This is a genomic window from Dehalococcoidales bacterium, assembly GCA_035529395.1.
Lineage (GTDB): Bacteria > Chloroflexota > Dehalococcoidia > Dehalococcoidales > Fen-1064 > DUES01.
Genome location: DATKWT010000024.1, coordinates 1 through 14,491, shown reverse-complemented (window position 1 = coordinate 14,491; position 14,491 = coordinate 1). Strand labels below are relative to the sequence as shown.

The 14,491-nt window shown below is 55.7% G+C and carries 16 protein-coding genes; 2 read left to right on the top strand and 14 right to left on the bottom strand.

The features are described from left to right. The 8 genes from VMW13_01580 to VMW13_01545 form a co-directional block, all read right to left on the bottom strand. The coding region (locus VMW13_01580) for a DUF502 domain-containing protein (GenBank protein ID HUV43499.1) at window positions 1-546 on the bottom strand (546 nt) is incomplete at its 3' end. Between the two features lie 144 nt (window positions 547-690). Next, a complete protein-coding gene (locus VMW13_01575) occupies window positions 691-1,749 on the bottom strand; it encodes a radical SAM protein (GenBank protein ID HUV43498.1) in 1,059 nt (352 codons plus the stop codon). A 56-nt stretch (window positions 1,750-1,805) separates the two neighbouring features. Continuing rightward, window positions 1,806-3,266, bottom strand: coding sequence for a glutamate--tRNA ligase (gltX, locus tag VMW13_01570; GenBank protein ID HUV43497.1), 1,461 nt, complete (start codon window positions 3,264-3,266; stop codon window positions 1,806-1,808). A gap of 67 nt (window positions 3,267-3,333) precedes the next feature. Further along, complete coding sequence (locus VMW13_01565; protein ID HUV43496.1) at window positions 3,334-3,828, bottom strand: RDD family protein; 495 nt, start codon at window positions 3,826-3,828, stop codon at window positions 3,334-3,336. A gap of 115 nt (window positions 3,829-3,943) precedes the next feature. Next, complete coding sequence (locus VMW13_01560) at window positions 3,944-4,855, bottom strand: RluA family pseudouridine synthase (GenBank protein ID HUV43495.1); 912 nt, start codon at window positions 4,853-4,855, stop codon at window positions 3,944-3,946. A gap of 34 nt (window positions 4,856-4,889) precedes the next feature. After that, window positions 4,890-5,387: a signal peptidase II gene (gene lspA / locus VMW13_01555; protein HUV43494.1), complete on the bottom strand. Its 498-nt coding sequence runs from the start codon at window positions 5,385-5,387 to the stop codon at window positions 4,890-4,892. After that, complete coding sequence (locus VMW13_01550; protein ID HUV43493.1) at window positions 5,359-5,739, bottom strand: TraR/DksA C4-type zinc finger protein; 381 nt, start codon at window positions 5,737-5,739, stop codon at window positions 5,359-5,361. Before VMW13_01550 ends, lspA begins: the two co-directional genes overlap by 29 nt. Window positions 5,740-5,882: 143 nt before the next feature. Next, window positions 5,883-6,140 carry a DUF72 domain-containing protein gene (locus tag VMW13_01545; protein ID HUV43492.1) on the bottom strand — a complete coding sequence of 86 codons (258 nt, stop codon included), beginning with the start codon at window positions 6,138-6,140 and terminating at the stop codon, window positions 5,883-5,885. A gap of 279 nt (window positions 6,141-6,419) precedes the next feature. Here VMW13_01545 and VMW13_01540 point away from each other — a divergent pair, with 279 nt between their 5' ends. Continuing rightward, a complete protein-coding gene (locus VMW13_01540; protein HUV43491.1) occupies window positions 6,420-7,055 on the top strand; it encodes a hypothetical protein in 636 nt (211 codons plus the stop codon). Between the two features lie 23 nt (window positions 7,056-7,078). Here the strand turns inward: VMW13_01540 and VMW13_01535 are convergent, their stop codons facing one another. The 4 genes from VMW13_01535 to VMW13_01520 all read right to left on the bottom strand — a co-directional run bounded on the left by VMW13_01535 (window position 7,079) and on the right by VMW13_01520 (window position 11,000). After that, a complete protein-coding gene (locus VMW13_01535; protein HUV43490.1) occupies window positions 7,079-7,909 on the bottom strand; it encodes a PAC2 family protein in 831 nt (276 codons plus the stop codon). Continuing rightward, window positions 7,906-8,808, bottom strand: coding sequence for a PAC2 family protein (locus VMW13_01530; GenBank protein ID HUV43489.1), 903 nt, complete (start codon window positions 8,806-8,808; stop codon window positions 7,906-7,908). The genes VMW13_01535 and VMW13_01530 overlap by 4 nt, the downstream gene beginning before the upstream one ends. A gap of 827 nt (window positions 8,809-9,635) precedes the next feature. Next, entirely contained in the window at window positions 9,636-9,917 is a 282-nt protein-coding gene (locus tag VMW13_01525; protein HUV43488.1) for a hypothetical protein, read from the bottom strand. A gap of 225 nt (window positions 9,918-10,142) precedes the next feature. Then, entirely contained in the window at window positions 10,143-11,000 is an 858-nt protein-coding gene (locus VMW13_01520; GenBank protein ID HUV43487.1) for an alpha/beta hydrolase, read from the bottom strand. A gap of 153 nt (window positions 11,001-11,153) precedes the next feature. Here VMW13_01520 and recN point away from each other — a divergent pair, with 153 nt between their 5' ends. Further along, entirely contained in the window at window positions 11,154-12,890 is a 1,737-nt protein-coding gene (recN, locus tag VMW13_01515; GenBank protein ID HUV43486.1) for a DNA repair protein RecN, read from the top strand. 326 nt (window positions 12,891-13,216) lie between these two features. Here recN and VMW13_01510 read toward each other — a convergent pair whose 3' ends face one another. Next, window positions 13,217-14,158, bottom strand: a complete 942-nt coding sequence (locus VMW13_01510; GenBank protein ID HUV43485.1) for a hypothetical protein — start codon at window positions 14,156-14,158, stop codon at window positions 13,217-13,219. Between the two features lie 92 nt (window positions 14,159-14,250). Further along, the coding region (locus VMW13_01505) for a hypothetical protein (protein HUV43484.1) at window positions 14,251-14,491 on the bottom strand (241 nt) is incomplete at its 5' end.

Here is a 14,491-nt window from a genome sequence, read left to right as displayed (position 1 = left end):
GTCGGTCCGGATAATCTCCTCTTCTCGTAGTATCTGCAGGAAACCGGAGGTCGGGTTCGGAGCAGTCGGTATGAAGACGTTAAGCAGCTTCCGGCCGGATTCGTCAGACACTTCATTGGTGATAAAACCGATTGTCCTGGTGCCCTTCCTGGGGAACTCGGCAAGGACCACCTGCATGAATCCCGTGGCATCGGGTGTGGAGAAGCTCTGTAGAATCTGCCTGGTACCATTGTACAGGTAGCGAAATAGCGGTATCCTCCCCATTACCGTTTCACCATAACCTATCAGTCTCCGTCCGATAACGTTGCTGGCAATCACCCCTATCAAATAGATGACCACCACGGTAAAACCAAAACCGACCCCGGGAATCGTGTATCCGAATATGCGCTCGATAATCGGCTGTAGCCAGCCGTCAATCTCGTTGAAAGCCCAGACAAATGCCCATACGGTGAGACCAAGCGGAAAAGTGATAAAGATACCAGCGAGAAAGTGCCCCCTCAATTTACGACCCACACGTTTTATAAACGCCAGAGATACCCTCATCATTTCCTGACCTCCTTACCATAGCGGCTGTCTGGTTTTACACAGTCTGACCACAATGTAAGCAGAAGTATTGCCCTTTTTTCTCTATTTACATATGCTTTGCGGGATAAGTCCAGCGAAATACAGGTGGCGACTTGTCCCCGGTACTCAGGTTGACTCTGCCCCTGGCGATACAAATGGGTGTCCCTCACGCTTGAAGTCCGGCAGATAGCTGTCCGCCGCCCCCATTTCCTGTATCCAGCCATTCTCCATCCCCAGACTATCGATTATCTCGATGACTTCCGCGTACTCCGACCCCCGTAGAGTTCGTGCCAGCGCAGGTATACGTGAAGCACGATTTGCCGGGTAGTACTGCGACATAATGCTCACCGTGACCTGTGGGGAGACCTCATTGACCAGCCACGTGAGCGATTCCTCACTCCCGGCCAGCCCATCGGGCAGCACGAGGTGGCGGACAATCAGGCCCTGCCAGGCCAGTCCTTCCTCATCCAGCACAAGATTACCCGCCTGCCGGTACATCTCCAGGATGGCGGCGCGAGCGTGATACACGTATCGCTTTGCCCTGGAAAGCCTCCAGGCCCACCGGTCCGAGGCGTACCTGAGGTCCGGCAGGTAGACACACACTATCCCCTCCAGCTCTCTCAGAGACCGGACCGAATCATAGCCACTGCTGTTGTAGACCAGCGGCAGCCTCAGTCCCATTGGCACCGCCTCGAGGACTGCCCGAACCAACTGCGGAACGAAGTGGGACGGGGAAACGAAGTTGATGTTGTGGCACCTTAGCTCGTCCTGAAGGTAAATTAAACGCTCCGCCAGGACATGGCAGTCCATCTCAACAGAGCGCCGTCCGGTCCGGTCCTGGCTTATCTGGTGGTTCTGACAGTAGACACACCGGAGATTGCAGTTGCCAAAGAATACCGTCCCGGACCCCCGGCTTCCCGAAATGACCGGCTCCTCGCCGTGGTGGCTGCAGACGGTCGCCACCAGGGGGAGACGCCCGGAACGACAGAACCCTCGCTCACCTTCGAGACGATTGACGCCGCATTCCCTGGGGCAGATATCGCACGAGGAAAGGCGGGCCTCAAGTGCCTCGGCACGGCGTTTCAGCTCACCCGAATGGTAAAGGGCAACATACGGTGGTTCCATCAGCATCCCTTTGGAACCGCACTGCTCTGATAATGCCCGCTCCATTTCCCTGTCCCCCATCCTACCAGACATCCTCCAGGGTCGTATGAAGCCGAAGGTGGTCTTTTTGCGGGATATTACAGCTTACCCAGCGCCTGCTCAATCCGCACCAGGCACGTCTCCCTGCCGAGTACGGCCATCGTCTCAAACAGGGGTGGTGCCGCCTTCTGTCCGGTAACCGCCGTCCTTAATGCACCGAAAAGCTGCCCGGTCTTCAGTTCCATCTCCACCGCCAGGGGTCTGAGCAGTCCTTCCAGCGATTCGGCGTCAAAGGAAGCCAGTCCCTCCAGCTGTTGCCGGGAGACCTCCAGAGCACGGCGGGTTGATTCAGCGTTCATATTCTTGGGAATAAGCAGGGTAACATCGTACTCCAGGCAGTCCACGAAGAAGAACCGTGTCAGTAAAGGTACCTCAACGAGTGTCTTGACTCGTTCCTGGACAAGAGGCGTAATCTGCCGGACGTAGTCAATCGAAAGTGGACGCTCTGCCTCGGACGGCAGCCCTTCTTCCAGAGATTGCAGAGCCCGCCCCAGGAAGTCCTCGGGACTTAAATTACGGATGTAGACACCATTCATCCACTCCAGCTTCTCCGGGTTGAAGATTGCTGCCGTTTTACTGACCCGCTCCAGGCTGAAGTTGTCGATGAGGTCCTGCCGGGACATCAGCTCCGTCCTGTCGTCCAGTGACCAGCCCAGCAGGGCGAGGAAGTTCATCATCGCTTCCGGCAGGTAGCCCTGCTCCCGATAGTCGGTTATCGAGACCGCTCCGTGTCGTTTACCCAGCTTGGAACGGTCCGACCCGAGGAGCATCGGCAGGTGGGCAAATCCCGGCGGCTGATAGCCCATGGCATCGTAGAGCAGGACGTGACGCGGCGTGCTGGAAAGCCACTCCTCGGCACGGAGCACGTGGGTTATCTCCATAGCGTGGTCGTCGACGATGTTGGCCAGGTGGTAGGTCGGATAGCCGTCCGACTTCAACAGTACCATGTCGTCCAGAGTGGAGTTCTTGAATACACTGTCTCCCCAGATGATATCGTGGAACCGGGTTTCCCCGGTGAGGGGCGTTTTGAAGCGCACCACCGGCGTGATGCCTTCTTCCTCCTTCTTTCTCCTCTCCTCCTGGCTCAACTCACGGCAGTGGCGGTCATAGCCCGGCGGCTGCTTGCGCCGGGTCTGGTCAGCACGCATCTCCTCCAGGCGCTCCGGGCTGCAGTAGCAGTAGTAAGCATCGCCCTGGGACACAAGTCGCCGGGCAGCCTCCTGGTACAGCTCCAGACGCTGTGATTGGAAGTATGGACCGTAGTCGCCACCTGCCTCCGGCCCTTCGTCCCAGTCCAGCCCCAGCCAGCGCAGACCATCAAGAATACCCTCAACGGCACCCTCTACCTTGCGGGCGACATCGGTATCCTCGATGCGGATGATGAAGACGCCACCATTGTGCCGGGCAAAGAGCCAGGCGAACAGGGCGGACCTCATATTGCCCACATGGGGGTAACCGGTGGGACTGGGGGCAAAACGTGTCCTGACCGTTGGACTCATAGGCTTTCTCCACAGGGCCAGCCGATGGCTTCAGGTACTGGTATCAGTCACGGCATTGCTAGCGACATTATTTAGGGCGAGCTCTGATGACGTAAGTCCCGGCTATCTTGTCATGCCAGCCCTGTCTCCGGCTGTCAAAGGCAATCCAGAAGTTGCCGATAAAGACAAACAGGACGGATATAATGAAACCGAGAAACCGCATCACCGCATCACCCCAGTCAGTATTCTCGCCGGTGAAACGGACTATCTTGATTTTCATGGCCATCTTCCCCGGGGTCTGACCCCGCCAGCCCCAGAAGCAAATGAAATAGGCAACAATCATCAGGAACGGAATCAGAAACTGCAGGGTCCAGTATAATGCGTCCGCTTCCCCGGAGGAAATTGCAACGTCCCCCAAACCACCCATCCAGCCACGACCGAAGGCCAGCGGCCAGAGACCGTTGAAGACCCAGATGACCGCTCCCAGGATAGCACCGTCAATGATAAAAGCCAGCAGTCTTATCCAGAAACCGGCGTAGTCAACGGTATAGCTCTCACTTGTTATCTGCCTGGATAAATTCATGTTCTAACCTCCAGCATTGCCGGGGCAGCACCTTTCCTTGGTGAGAGTGGGAACAGAAGGCACCCATGCGGCATCACCTGCTACGCCCAATTCTACCACCTTACGGGTTAAAACTCTAGCCGATATCCTCCAGCGCCTGCTGCAGGTCGGCCGGCAGTCCGGATTCAAACTCCACGTGCTCCCCGGTACCCGGCAGGCAGAAACCGAGGCGAAATGAGTGCAGGAATTGCCGTGATAGGTATGGTGAGGACACCCCATAGGTCGTGTCTCCCACCACCGAATGACCGATGGCAGCCAGGTGGACCCGAATCTGGTGGGTACGCCCGGTCTCCAGCGCCACCTCAAGGAGCGTATAGCTGTCAATGTACCTGACCACGTGATATCCGGTACGTGCTGGCCGACCGCAGTTCTCGGTAACTACCGCCATACGCTTGCGGTTGCGGGGGTCGCGCCCAATCGGCGCTTCGATGGCGCCATCTTCCGGGGAAAGACGCCCCCTGACCAGCGCCAGGTAGACCTTGGCTACCGAACGGGACTTGAACTGCTCCGACAGATTAGCATGGGCCGCCCGGTTCTTGGCCACCAGCATCACTCCGGAGGTATCCATATCCAGCCTATGTACGATTCCCGGCCTAAGTGCGTCGCCGGTATCCGGCAAGGTAGAAAGATAAGCCAGAAGCCCGTTCACCAGGGTATGGCCGGGGTGTCCCGGTGCCGGGTGTACCGGCAGTCCGGCAGGCTTATCAATAACGAGCACGTCACTATCCTCGTAGAGGATACCGAAGGGGATGGACTCCGGTAGTAAGGTACCGGGCTCTTCCAGGGGAATGCTTACCGTTATCCGGTCTCCGGTGTTCAGCTTGAGACCCGCCCTGGCCACGACATCATTGACGGTGATATGGCCATCGGGAATGAGCTTCTGAGCCTGTGTCCGGGATAGCTCCGGGCAGTTCTCAGCCACGTACTTATCAAGGCGAACACCCGGTCTTTCAACGGTGAAGCGGTACACTGCGGTTCCAGTGCTCAACCTTACCCCTTTGGGCACACCAGTCTGCCCGTGCCTACTGTTTCTCTGCCCTGGTCAGGCGCACCAGTGAATAGGCAACAATAATAACACCGACCACTATCGCCGAATCGGCAACGTTGAAAGCCGGCCAAAAGCCGACATCAAGGAAATCGGTAACGCGGCCTTCCTGTCTGAGCCGGTCAATCAGGTTCCCCGTAGTGCCCCCCAGCATCAGGCTGAAAGCTACTATGTTGGTCATTCCCGCCAGAAACGGGTAGCTGCGACGCAGGAAAAACACCAGGAACAGGAGAACAATGATTCCGATAACGGCAACTATGGTCAGAATGAAGGACTGGCCCTGGAATATGCCGAAAGCAGCCCCGGTATTCTGGACATGCACCAGCCGGAAGAAACCCAGCTTGAATATAACCTCACCGACATCGAAGGAAGTCACCCAGGCCTTGGTGAGTTGGTCCGCGGCCACTATCAGTGAGACAGTGAAGAAAAGAACCGGCCCCCGCCAGCTACCCAGGAGAGAATCTGCCTTTTGCATTCTTTGCCTGAAGAGCCTTACAGTCCAGACATAGCTTGGCCTGAGGAAGCGCTTCGAGTCGCTCTATGTCTATGGGCTTGCCGCAATCCTCGCATAGCCCGTACGTATCCTTCTCGAACTTCTGCAGAGCTGCCTCCACCTCGTTCAATTGCTCCCGTATCTGTTTCTCCAGGGCCAGCCGTCGTTCCAGCTCAAGGCTTTCCGTAGCCTCCTCCTCCCGCTTGCCGAAAGGACTCCCCTCTCGCCTTTCCTCGGTCGGCTGGGCGGCAGCCCTCAATTGCTCCAGCTCTTCAAGAAAACGTTTCTGGTCCTTTACCAGACGAGTGCGAAGTGCCTTATATTCGCCAGCCAATATTGGCCTCCTCACGCCCAGCCGCAGGACTCATATGAGTTGCATGGACTAAGCGATGATGGTTGCAGATATGTTATTATACTCAAGTGTTGCTCAAAGGACAATAGTATGGTGTCAATTATGCCGGCCTGCCGAGACCGGCGTCAATCCAGCATGAGACGCAACTGCCGGATGGTATTTATCGCCCGTGCCTGCCAGTGATTATTGACGAAGACAAAGGTCTTATCCGCCATCGCCTTCAGGTTAGACGGTCGCGGTATGGCATAGTAGGTTGAGTTCACCTCACAGGTATTGAACTCCCGCGCATAGTAGACGAGCCGCTCGCGCTCGGGAAGGCCCGGCGGGTAGAAATGTCCTGCCCAGTCGGCATGACTAAATCCGGAAGTGCTCATGTACAGCATAATTCCAGTGTATCCTACTACCCCTGGTTTGGCAACCTGTATGTTAATGGTTTTTCCCCGCAAGTCACTTCCCTTCTGTCATTCTGACGAGCACCGCGAGGAAGAATCTCATAGAGAGTCGAGACGCGGGACTGAATCCAACTCCGCGCAATCTCAGCCCGCGAGACACTTCTACCAGAGTTGCGGTGGGCAGCAGCAGGCGGTAAAATCTAGGACAGACGTGCCCGAAGTGGTGTCGCCACTTCGGCGTAAGCACGACAACCGGGAGGAAGACGAGGAATGACCGAAGAACTGGGTAAGATAGAGAAACCCGAGGCGGAACGCTTCAAGGGACAGAGAAAGCTCTACCTTGTGCCCCTGCTATATATCGGGAAAGACTCTCCACCGGACTACGTGGAGAGGTTCGAACTTTACTGGCAGCAGGTGAGTGAGCAGATTACCAACCAGGAGTTGAAGATAGGAGAAGTCCGGCATATCTATCACGAGTCAATTGGTCTCGGTGGCGAGGAAGGCCTTAATATCATGGAGCAACTGAGCCCGCCCAGCCACCGGATTGCCAGAGAGAAGTGCCAGGACGGCGCTCTTGTGGAGGCAACCGAGCAGCTTGAACTGGCCGACGAATGCCTTGACTGGGAACGGTGTCTGCTGCTCGGTTTCCTCAGTCGCAGTGCGGCAGAGAAGGTCGCCGGGTTCTACCGCGAGACTTCAAAGAAACGATACGAACACATTTCCCTACGGATAGACGAGACCCTCGGAGATGACGAGGTGGGGATACTCTTTATCCGCGAAGGACACCCGGTGCAGTTTCCCCAGGACATAGAGGTGTTCAGCGTAGCGCCACCGGCACTGGATGCGATTCACCGCTGGCTGCGCGACCGCTCTTCACAGGAAGAGAAGACGGAGGAAGCAGAGTGAGCGCCGGACCGGTGACTCCACACTTAGCCTTCCTCCTCCCTGAGTAACTCCTCAACCTCTTTGGCCAGCTTCTCCCCTTCGCCCTCGGCAAGCCCTTCATTGTTCTCCAGCTTGCGGATGTATCTATCCACATCTGGAGACGATGCCCTTATCCGGTCGATTCTCTCGTCCAGCGCCCTGGCCTCTTCATCAAGGTCGCTCAGGTCCAGACCCAGCCCCAGCCTGTGATTGAGGAATTCGAGGACCTTCTTACAGGCCGCGGGGTCATCAGAGGACACCAGGTAGAAAGGAACGGGTACCCAGAGATTCGCCCCGGGGATATTCCTCCTTCTCGCAGCCCACAGGAAAAAGGAATTAAGCGTCGGTCTCCCTCCGGGAGGAGTCTCGTAGTTCACTTCCCTGGTAAGCCCGTAGGGAGCCAGTTCCTCCTTCAACTCGCGGGAACTGACGGTAGCGAAGAACTGGCGGGGGGCGGAATGGGGCCCCAGAGCAACCATGCTGCCCACGGTGTAGAACTCCCTGACATGGCAGTAGTCCCGGGCTACGTCCAGAACCAGATTCATGAAACGGTACCATTCGTGGCTGGGAGGGGTGCTCTGAAACAGCACCAGGTCCTTCTCAGGACAGGCGTAGAATCTGCTCTCGGGAAACTGGACCAGGTCATTGTCGATTGTCACTCCCCCCAGGGCAAAGAAATCCACCGGTTCAATGTGGCAGAACGGTTGCCCGCCCAGTTTACCGACCAGGTAGTCAGTCACCGAAAACCCCAGTCCGGCGGCGTCCATGGACCAGGCAGCCACCAGAGTGGGATTCCGTAGCTCAGGTCTGGAAGAGAACTGAACAGGGTCCGTCATTGCCCCTTTTCTCCCCGCTGGAATAAATCATCGATATGCTCTTTGAGCCATCGCTCTTCTTCGTCCGTAATTATGCCCGGCCGGGTCTGGACATCCCGTTTTCTCTGGTCTATCTTCTCCCGCACCTCCTGCGGGAACTGCCGGAAGACGTTGCTGATTACACCCTCTATCTGAGTAATCATGCTTTCCAGAGCCTTCGGGTCAATGGGGACACCGAGTGCGGAGCCAAGTACCTCCAGAACAGCCTGTGACGCCCTGGGATAGGGAAAGGGGACCCGGGAGAGGTAGTCCGGTATCTCACCCATGAGGCATATAGCCTCAAAGCCACGTTTCCTGGCGACGCCTGTCAGCAGGCCGTTCAAGCCGGTAATATTACCAAAGTCGCCCCTTCCTTCGGCCTCACTCATCAGCACCGTGTTGATGTAGCCCTTCGCCTCAGCCAGCAACCTGTCATCGGTAGCCACAGCCCAGACTCTTGGCCTCATTTCATGATGGGTGAGGGCCACGGCTGCACCCGAAGTGTAGACTCGCCGGCAGCCGAACTTCTCGGCCACGTCCAGTACCAGGTTGGCCATCTCATAGGCCTTACCGCCTTCGGCATACATCCTGCCACGCTCGGAGGGTTGTTCTTCACCAATGAAGAGCAGCAGGTCCCTGTCCTCGAGCCTCTTGTAGTAGAACTTGTTGCTGGGGAACTCCAGCTTCTCCAGCACACCACCCCTGATGACGACCTTATTGGGGTAGAAGAAGTCCCAGGGCTCGATGTCCCCCAGCGGTTCGGCACCGGTCTCCTGCCGCAGGGTATCCACGGTGATAACGCCGATATTGCCGATACCGGGCCATCCGACGACCATATCCGGCTGGTGCAGCTTCGGCTCGGTAAACAGTCTTATCCCCACACTCACCTCCGGTCAAATGCCTCGCTCTTAATATTTTAACCATATATCGAGGAGGGGGCAAGTCAGGTCTGCCAGCGTGTCCCTACCTCCAGGAGTGTGCTGATAAAGGGGAGTCCAGAGGGATTCCGCCCCTTCTCAGGGGCGCCCCCTCTTCTGAGAGGGGCCGAAGCCTCCTTTGGCAGGGGTGTCTGGGCGTCATTCTTACAGAATGACGTTAGCAGAATCCGAAACCAGATTCTGCCGGTGTCCCCCGGATATAATCTTTCCCCCCTTCCGCAGAAGGCTCCTTCTTCCGCAGAAGGCTCCTTCCTGGCTAGGAAGGGGAAGGCCCCGCCTCTTCTGAGAAACCCCGCCTCTTCTGAGAGGCGCTCCATCCGGGCCGCATGGGGGATGGTCGAAAGGGTTTTTCAGCAGCATGCTAGAAGGCGTATTAACCATGAAAAGTACGTTTCCCTCATTGATTACCTTAAAGATATTACCATTCTCTGCTTTTCGTGAGATACCATTACTTTTCTTGTTTTCCCCATTTCTTGCACTGTTCAATTCTTGCACCATGAGGGTTATCTCCGTGCTGCGGGTCAAAGGAATAATCGTGCAGCATTTGACAGGGGATATCCGGGCATTCTCCGCAATGAAGGAAACCTTTATTCTGACAACAGATGGCTACAGAACATTCACCATGAAATGGATGTCCGTTTGTTTCAATACAACCACCGCACCCGGTTCTCTCTCTGAACACGCAATTGACGCAGCTAAGACCACATCTTGTATCAATTATACATTCCTTATTAGACTTCTCTTTCACTTCAAACCTCTACTAATTTTGATTATAGATTCTTACCACAGTATCTTATTATCGGGCTGAAAGCCGTACTGTTCACGAACTTGACAGCTTCAAGAATTCCCTGTTTTCTGTTATCTGCCTCTGTATCCTCCAGATCAAGGACTGTATCTTCTATGATGAACGGCCCGTCTTTAGAAAATCCCACAACAGTACCACTAAATTCACCATCTATGAGGATGTATTGTAACACGTCATATTTATCATGATTACATTCTTTCTTTAACCAATACTCGTTTGATTTAACCAAGAAATCATTTCGGTGCAAAACAGAAATACTCTTAGACCGACATTTCCCATTTCAACTCGCCAGGAAGCATCCGACCCTCATTGTTTTGGCAATAATGGTACACGCCTCTCACCTGACTGTCAGAGTCCGTTTTCGCCCTCATAATCGCAGCTCTGTCAAAGGGATGATTCCGGTGAGTACACCCAAATGCAACAGAACCCAGAACACAAGGAAGGGGCCTGGAGAGCAGCTTCCAGACCCCTGTTAGAGCGTTACCTCGCCGCGAATGTCCTTCCCCTGCTCGAAATCATCAAGGAAGTCCAGCACCGCCTTTCGCCAGGCCTCCGGCTTGTAGCGTGAGGTAGCATGCCCGACCCCTTCAAGGAGGGCATAGCGCCGGTTGGGCAGGATATCGCGCAGCCACTCCGCGGCAGGAAGCAGCCCAACGTCCTCATCACCGATAACGACGAGCGTGGGCATGGTCAGCTCTCTGGTCCGCTCCACACCCTGTACCGCGTTCCGCATAACGAAACGGCTGGCATAGATAGAGCCGTTAACCGAAAAGTGGGACATGCGCTCTATGTACTCCTCCTGGAGTACGGGGTCTTCAAGGACCGCCTTCGGGGCAAGACCGGCGGTTATCGAGCGGTACCCCTGCTCGACCACACCGTATTCACGCACAATCCGCTCGCGCTCTTCCATCTGTCGGTCCATCTGCTCGCGCGTTACCTGCATCTGCGGGGAGCGCACGCCAACACCGGCACTATCACACAGGAGGAGCGCCCTGACCTTCTGCGGGTAGTTCAGGGCGAAGGCCAGAGACACGCCGCCGCCCATGGAGAGGCCACCGATAATGGCACGCTCTACCCCCAGGTGTCCGAGCAGGCGGTTGACATCGGCCGCCATTATCTCCCATGAGTAGTGGTCGTCCCCCGCAGGGGCAGTGGTCATACCATGCCCCCGGGCATCCATAAGGATAACCTGGTACTTCCGTGTGAGCCAGGGCAGGTGCGGGTGCCACATCTCGCAGCTTGACGTCAGGCCGTGATGGAGAAAGAACGGCTCCCCGGAACCGTAGACCTCGTAGTGCTGGTGAATATCATCATAAGCAAGTGTCGGCAAAGTGAGACCTCCTTTTACAGTGATAGGGTATCTTAGAACTCATGTTTCTCAACTGTCAAGAAAATGATTCAACACAATCAGCCCACCCGTTTTGACGGGACATGGTAGAATAGGGACACCGCAGACAGGGGGCGTCTGACCCCGGAGGGTATTTTGCTGCTGGAACTGATGGTCCGGGATGTCGGCATTATCGACGAGATAAACTGGCGGCTGAGTACCGGCCTTAACGTGATAACCGGCGAGACCGGTGCCGGTAAGTCGCTGGTAATCGATGCTGTCGAGGCACTGCTGGGAGCAAAACCGGATGAAGAGACCGTACGCCACGGTGCCGATGCCGCCCGAATCGAAGGGGTCTTCGCCCTCAGTCGAGGCGCGAATGCGGCTCAACTGAGAGACCTCCTGGCCGAAAGAGGAATCGCGTCCGACGAAGAGACCCTGGTGATAAACTGCGAGCTTCGCCGTCAGGGAAGGCGCGTCATCCGCGTAAACGGACACGCAGTTCCCCGGGGAATCCTGCAGCAGATTGGCCGCCTCCTGATTGACGTGCACGGGCAGAGCGAGCACCTTTCCCTGCTGGACAAGAAACGCCACCTCGATTTCCTGGACTCCTACGCCCACACCACCGGCTTCCGGGCCAGCTTCGCCGGGAAAGTCGCCGAGCTGCACCAGGACGAACAGGAGCTCAGAACGCTTATCGAGAATGAAAAGGAAACGACCCGCCGTGAGGAGTTCCTGCGCTTTCAGGTAGACGAGATAACCCGTGCGGAACTGCGGGAAGGCGAGGATGAAGAACTGGAGCGGGAGCGGAATATCCTTGTCTCCGCCGAGAAACTGAAGGCGCTCTCCTATGAGGCCTACCAGAAACTCCGTGGAGATGATGTTCCCGGACCCTCGGCAGCGGACACCCTGAGCGAAGCCGTCAGTGCCATGAAGAAGCTGGCGGAGCTCGACCCCGGCATGAAGCAGCCGCTTGAGTCGTTGGAAGCGACCCTCTACAGCCTTGAAGACGCCGCCCGCGAGCTCCGTGCCTACGGCGACCGCCTGGAACACAACCCCGCGCGACTGGAAGAGGTAGAATCGCGACTGGAGCTTATCAGGGACCTGAAAAGAAAGTACGGGCAGAGCATCACCGAGGTGCTGGCCTACCAGGAAAAAGCAGCCGCGGACCTGGAAGGCATTTCCCACTCTTCCCAGCGACGGGTTGAACTGGAGGAAACGCGCTCCCGCCTGAAGCAGGAAATGGGTCGGATGGCTGCCGAGCTTTCCCGGTCACGTTCGCAGGCTGCGGAACAGCTTAAAACCGAGGTCCGGAAAGAGCTTCAGGCCCTGGACATGACGATGGTGGAATTCGATGTGAGTATAGAACAGCACCCCGCCGAGGACGGGATTCCCTTCCCTGACGGCGGGACATACGCCTTCGACAGCACTGGCGCCGACGTCGTTGAGTTCTTCATTTCCACAAACCCCGGCGAACCCCTCAAGCCACTGGCACGGATTGCCTCCACCGGGGAGATGTCGCGTTTCATGCTGGCTCTGAAAGGGGTACTCTCCGAGGTGGACAATACACCGGTGCTGGTATTCGACGAGATTGATATCGGCGTGGGCGGCCGGAGCGGGGAGGTAATCGGCAAGAAATTGTGGACACTGGCTCGGAACCACCAGATTATCTGCGTCACCCACCTCCCCCAGATTGCCGCCTTCGCTGATTCCCACCACCGCGTGCGTAAGGAGGTCTCCGGCGACCGCACCCTCAGTCGACTGGACACACTGGATGGGGATGCACGGTTGGAAGAAATGGCAGCGATGCTGGCTGGCCCGGACTACACGCAGACCTCCCTGGAAAGTGCACGCGAACTGGTGCAGAAGGCAGAAGAGTGGAAGGGAAGCTAGTGTAGTGTCTCGTATATATCTTTACGTATGATGGATGTTGATGTTATTCCAGCGCAGGCTGGAATCCAGGGGGCAAACACGTATCCCGGATAGAGTCTAACAGGGTGATGAAAAAGGGGAGTCCAGAGGGGCTTCGCCCCTTCTGAGGGGCGCCCCCTTATGGCAGGGGTCTGGGGGTGTCCCCCAGGTATAATATTCCCCCCTTCCTGGCCCGGAAGGGGGAGGCGGCCCAGCTGGGCCGCACGGGGATTGGTCGAAAGGGTTTTTCATAGACTTGCTAGAATGACAGGGACTGTAAAGGCATTTGTAAGACACTACACTAGCAGCTAGAAGAAGTACAACTCTTCGTACCAGGATCGCCATTTGCTAATTGACGCGGAATCGATTTTTGTGGCTGCATCGAGGAGTCTATCAGAAGTGAAATAGGAGAACCTTTCGTCATGATTGAAGAGGTTCCCGAACTCTCGCATAGTCGGTACCAGAGATTCGTTCTTCGGGTGATATACAACGGAGAAGAATACCTTCTTGAAAGGCCACTTCGGAGAGTTTTCAACCGCTAAACCAAGTAACTGGTTCCGCCAGAGTTGATTCAGCCCTCCTTTGAACGGGCATTCTCCATCCATTTCTCTAATCTGTCTGAATAGACTACTCCCAAGAGTAATTGGCCAATATCGGTATTTGCAGACACTATGATAATAGCACAGGTTGGCGTCCCTCAATATATCTGGAATTGAATCACATCTGTGTTTTGCTTTATTCCCTTTGCTTCTGTATCCACCACAGGTAGTGAATTCCTTCTCAGTTAACTTGTGTTCAATCAGCCAAAGGTTCAGGTTGTCCTGTTTGTCATAGTATGCAATCGCGATATCTGAATCAGTGCCGGCAACTTTATTGTGGTCATTCAGCATGTTTCCCGGTTCATCCCAGAACTCAATCCTATACCCAGAATCCAGGTATTCAATCGCGACTCTTCTGATATCAGGCTTGACTACACTTAATATCTGTACGGCAACAATCGGGTCTTCCAGAATTGGCAGGAATAGGTTTGCACAGGCGGCCTGAAAGCTTGCCATGTGACCGATAAACCTGTGGGATTTGAATTTAAACTTCTTCTGGTGCTCAAGAAAGCGGTCTCTAATGGGGCGGTAGATTGGGTAATGCTCTTTTTTATAGCTGGATGGGAGCAGTGCATCGTACGGTCTACCTCTGTAGTACCCTGGTTCCTCTGTGATGTGCTTCCACTTCCAGTTAATCAGATGAATGTACATGCGAATCTGGAAATCCGACAGACTGTTCGGAAGCCGATACTTTAAGTCACCAGCGGAATGGATTTGCATGGATAATGTCCCCCTCTACCCTGTCACCCCTCCGGCACAATACCCACCGGCCTTATCCAGGCGGCGCTGGCTTTGAGGAGCTTAATCGGGAAGCAGCAGACCTTGAAGCCGTAGGGCGGAAGCTGGTCGAGGTTGGCCAGCTTCTCCATCTGGAAATACTCCCGCTCTATCCCGGCAAAGTGTCCTTCCCATATCACCTTCCTGTTTCCGGTCTCCCGGAACTCCGCAGCCGCGTATTTGAATGGGCGGTCCCAGCCGGGAGCA

Coding starts and splice junctions, on each gene's coding strand:
- VMW13_01575 (HUV43498.1), bottom strand. CDS start 1,749: ATGGGGGACAGGGAAATGGAGCGGGCATTATCAGAGCAGTGCGGTTCC.
- gltX (HUV43497.1), bottom strand. CDS start 3,266: ATGAGTCCAACGGTCAGGACACGTTTTGCCCCCAGTCCCACCGGTTAC.
- VMW13_01565 (HUV43496.1), bottom strand. CDS start 3,828: ATGAATTTATCCAGGCAGATAACAAGTGAGAGCTATACCGTTGACTAC.
- lspA (HUV43494.1), bottom strand. CDS start 5,387: ATGCAAAAGGCAGATTCTCTCCTGGGTAGCTGGCGGGGGCCGGTTCTT.
- VMW13_01545 (HUV43492.1), bottom strand. CDS start 6,140: ATGCTGTACATGAGCACTTCCGGATTTAGTCATGCCGACTGGGCAGGA.
- VMW13_01540 (HUV43491.1), top strand. CDS start 6,420: ATGACCGAAGAACTGGGTAAGATAGAGAAACCCGAGGCGGAACGCTTC.
- VMW13_01535 (HUV43490.1), bottom strand. CDS start 7,909: ATGACGGACCCTGTTCAGTTCTCTTCCAGACCTGAGCTACGGAATCCC.
- VMW13_01510 (HUV43485.1), bottom strand. CDS start 14,158: ATGTACATTCATCTGATTAACTGGAAGTGGAAGCACATCACAGAGGAA.